3 protein-coding genes are annotated in these 4,185 nt (G+C 68.0%); 2 read left to right on the top strand and 1 reads right to left on the bottom strand.

The features are described 5' to 3' along the window. Window positions 1-1,448 (bottom strand): glycoside hydrolase N-terminal domain-containing protein (locus FLV34_RS38775; protein ID WP_222709795.1); only part of this gene is annotated, 1,448 nt, incomplete at its 3' end. A 1,793-nt stretch (window positions 1,449-3,241) separates the two neighbouring features. On the opposite strand from FLV34_RS38775, the gene FLV34_RS41025 reads away from it, so the two are divergent. Together FLV34_RS41025 and FLV34_RS38785 are read left to right on the top strand one after the other, a co-directional pair. Further along, window positions 3,242-3,652, top strand: a complete 411-nt coding sequence (locus FLV34_RS41025) for a hypothetical protein (protein ID WP_187280865.1) — start codon at window positions 3,242-3,244, stop codon at window positions 3,650-3,652. Next, the coding region (locus FLV34_RS38785) for a DUF222 domain-containing protein (RefSeq protein ID WP_187280866.1) at window positions 3,631-4,185 on the top strand (555 nt) is incomplete at its 3' end. The genes FLV34_RS41025 and FLV34_RS38785, both read left to right, overlap by 22 nt.

Consider the following 4,185-nt stretch of genomic DNA (forward strand, 5'->3'; position numbering starts at 1 on the left):
TCGACGTCGCCGGTGAACAGGTAGTGGTCCCAGATCATGGTGGCCAGCCACGCGCCGCCGGTCTGCCACATGCCCCAGAACGCGCCGTCGACGACCGAGCTGCCGCGCCACGCGTCGGTGTTGTGATGGGTGACCCAGCCGCCGGCGTTGTACTGGACCTGAGCCGTGCGGGCGCCGGTGACCGTGAGGTCGTTGATCATTCTGAACACCGGCTCGTAGCACTCCGACAGGTTCGTCGTGTCGGCGGGCCAGTAGTTCATCGGCAGATTCGCGTTCAGCGTGTACTTGGAATCCCACGACGGGCTGAGGGAGTCGTTCCAGATGCCCTGGAGGTTGGCCGGCTGGGTCCCCGGCCGTGAGGAGGAGATCAGCAGGTAGCGGCCGAACTGGAACAGCAGCACCGAGAACTGCGGATCATTGGTGTTCGCGTGCTGCGCGATCCGCACGTCCGTCGGCTGGTCGGCCGCCGAGGTGCGGCCGAGGTCGAGTGTGGTGCGCCCGAACAGCCGCTGGTAGTCGGCGACGTGACGGGCGCGCAGGTCGTCGTACGTCCTGCCGTTGGCGGCGTTGAGATAGCCTCGCGCGATGCCCTGGTAGTCACCGCTGGTGTCCCTGTAGTTCACGTAGCTGGAGCCGATGGAGATCAGCACGGTCACGCTGTCGGCGTTGCGAACCTGGAGCGTGCCGCCGGAGCTGCTGACCGTGCCGCCGTTGGCGACGGCCCGGGCCAGCGCCAGGAATCTGACCTTGCCCGCCAGACCTCGCTGGTCGCCGGACACGCCGTCGAGCGCCACCGTCGTGCCGTCCGGGCTGGAGCGCGTGGTCCGCTGCGGGCTGTCGAACGTCGCGGAGAACGTGATCGAGCCGCCCCTGTCGGCGGTGAGGCGGATGGCGATCACCTGGTCCGGCGCGCTCGCGAACACCTCACGCCGGTAGCGCACGCCGTTCTGCAGGTACGTCGTGGTCGTGGTGGCGGTGGTCAGATCCAGGACCCGGCTGTAGTCCGAGACCCCGCTGCTGTTGCCGAAGGCGAGCCGCAGGTTGCCGACGGTCTGGTACGCCAGCTGGGCCGAGGGGTTGCCCAGCATGTTCTGGTCGATGAGACTCTGGGCCTGGCTCCACTGGTTCTGGAAGACCAGTTGCCGGATCTGCCCGAGAGCCCCCGCGCCCCTCGTGTTGCTCTGGTCGTACGGCCCGCCTGCCCAGATGGTGTCCTCGTTGAGCTGTAACCGCTCGGTGTCGACGTTGCCGAACACCATCGCGCCCAGCCGGCCGTTGCCGATCGGTAGTGCGCGCAGCCAGTCGGTGCCGGCGCTCTCGTCGTACCAGAGGGCCAGGTCGTTGGCGGCGCTCACCTCGGGAGGGACCGCCACCGCGGCCCGGGCGGCCGCCGTCCACTGGAACGGCGCCAGCGCGGCGCCGGCTCCGACCGCGCCGAATCGCAGCACTTGCCGTCGGGTGAAGTCAGACAATTCAGCTCTCCAAGTCCATGGGGGTCAGTGACACTCGGAATCGATTCGACTGGGGATGGCAGAGGTGAGGGAACCGGAAGGTGACCGACCGGCGCGTGCGCCCGTGCCTCCATGACTTCGGGCAAAGGGAAGCGCGGAGGCATTCAGCGCTGGACGCCATGCTTGCGGGAAAGGGAGCGCACACCATGAGGGCGTCGCGAACGGCGGCTCTCCGCCCCGCGCACCACCACCGGACAACGGGAGACCGCCTCGGGGCTCAGTGTGAAAAACCCGGCGAATTGTGTCAAGAGCAGGATTCCGCCGGTTCGGCGTCGCATAAATCGCCCCCGATCCCGGATCCGCCTTGCAGCCGGTCTGATCGGGGAACGCAGTCATCGGATGAAAGTTTCATGCGCCGTGCTCGCCCGTGAGTGCCGAGATTCCCTGATGTGGCCCTTGGGCCGAGTTCCTCGTTTGAGTGTGCGTATCGCGCCACTTGACACCATGCCCACGCCTGGGCTTTGCTCCGCTCCACCACCACCGGCCGATCTCTCGATGTGGAGGAGGGCGAAGACGAGCTCGAAATGTTAGCGCTAACACGATCTGGCGTGTGCTGGGGCCGGCGCGAATGGCCGGGCGACGACCGGCGCATTGGGAACAGGTCCCGCCTGCCCCGAACCCGGCTCGAACGCCTGAGGTAAGGCGCGGGCGGCACGGTCCGCATTCCATTCGAACGCCACCGGAATCGCATCTCGCGCGGGAAATCCCTGCGCTCGGCTCCGATGTCGCGTTTGCGGTTGGAATGGCGGATTATTCAGCGTTGCTGAATCCTCTCATCTATTTGCCGGTCGCCGCCTCTCCTGACATGGGAAAGATGTGGATCCCGTCAAGTGAGAGCGTTGTGGCGACCGTTTCGTTTTTGTTCCCAATATTCGTGCCGATCTATCGGTAATGGTGCAAACGCCGGTTCTTGTTCGGTATGCCTCGGAGCGAGATCGGCGGTGTGTTCGTCGTGGGCTCCCTCGGCGCGATCCTGGACAGCCTCGACGGACCACCTCAAACGGGGCATCTCTGTGGCCGTCGCCGTCTTCGTAGCCGCCTTCGCGGTCGTCTCCGGGGTCGTCTCCGGGGTCGCCTTCAGGGGCGTCGGCCGCATCTCTTGGCGTGGGCTCGCCCGCCCGCGGCGAACCCTGCCGCGACCAGGAAGGTCTCCCTAATCTGTGATCCCAAGAGATTGCTAGTTGATCTTGAACTAGCCTCAAAGGCGCGAGAGAATTAATACAAGTTTTCTAATCTCTTGATGGGGGGTGTCATGGATCTGTTCGACATCGATACCGAGCGCACCCCTCATTCGAACACCCCTGACGACGGCTGGTGGGACCGTCTGATCGCCAATTCGCCGCTGTGGTCGTCCGACGGTTCATCCGCCCGCGATCCCTTCCCGATCATCAACTTCGAGCCCCGGCGGCCCGCCGACGCACCCGGAACCGCAAGCACGGATGCCTCGGAGGCGGACGCCCCAGGCGCCGAGACCACGGACGTCCCAGGCACCGATACCGACAGCGCAGACGCCACGCGTAGGGATGCCGCCGGTGCGAATGCCGTTGGAATGGACGGCGCTGGCGCGGATACCGCGTGTGGAGCTGTCGACGGCGCAGAGGCAGACAACGCGGACGCCACGCGTGGGACTGCCACCGGTACGAATGCCGCTGGCATGAGCGGTGCTGGCACGGACAGCGTTGACGCGAACGCCGCGCGTTGGGCCGCCGACAGTGCGGGATCTGACGCCGATGCCGCCCGTGGAGGGGATGCTGATGGTGCGGCTGCCGCTGGCGCGGCTGCCGCCGGTGCCGTGCGCGGGGCTTGTGATGGTGCGGCTGCCGCTGGCGCGAATGGCCCTGACGCGGGTGCCGCCCGTGGAGATGCCGCTGGCGCGGATGGCGCTGGCTTTGGTGCCGCGCGTGGTGCTGCCGATGGCGCGGGCGCTGCTGGCACGAACGGCACCGGCGCGGATGGTCCTGGCGCGGCCGGCCCGAGTGCGGGTGCGGGTGCTTCCGACGGTGCGGGTGGGGGTGCTTCCGGCGGTGTGGGTGGGCGTGATCGTGGGCGTGATCGTGGCCGTGGTCGGGGTCGGGGTGGTGTGCGGTCGTCGTGGGTGGTGGTGGGGTCGGTTCGTGAGGTGGCCCAAGAGCTGGCGCTGACCCCGCTTCCCGATGACGTGGATGTGTGCCTGGCCGAGGCGGAGGAGTTGCTGTTCGCCCGGGATCGGATCACCAGCGCCCTGGCCGACCGGGTGGGGCGGGTGCATCGGGCGGGGCAGGCCAGGCAGCATGGGCATGCCTCCACCCGCTGCTGGTTGCGCACAAGCGGGGGGATGACGGTGGGCGGAGCTGGCCGCCTGCTCACGTTGGGGGCGGAACTGCCGCGCCTCCCCAAGGTGCGGGAGAAGTTCGCTGCGGGTGAGCTGGCGGCGGGGGTGGTGGAGGCCATCTGCGCCGCTGTGGCCGGACTAACCGACGAGCAGGCCACCTTGGCGGAGCCGATCTTGGTGGACCTGGCGGGCAAGGCCGGGGCGGCGGAGGTCGCCAAGGCCGGCCGCCATCTGCGGGCGGTGCTGGACCCCGATGGGGAAGAACGGGATGAGCGGGCCGATTACGGGCGGCGGTTCCTGCGGGTCCGCCCGGGCAAGGGCGGCGGCGTGGAAGGGGAGTTCTACCTGCCGCGTGAGGCCGGC

Source organism: Microbispora sp. CSR-4 (assembly GCF_008033685.1).
Taxonomy (GTDB): domain Bacteria; phylum Actinomycetota; class Actinomycetes; order Streptosporangiales; family Streptosporangiaceae; genus Microbispora.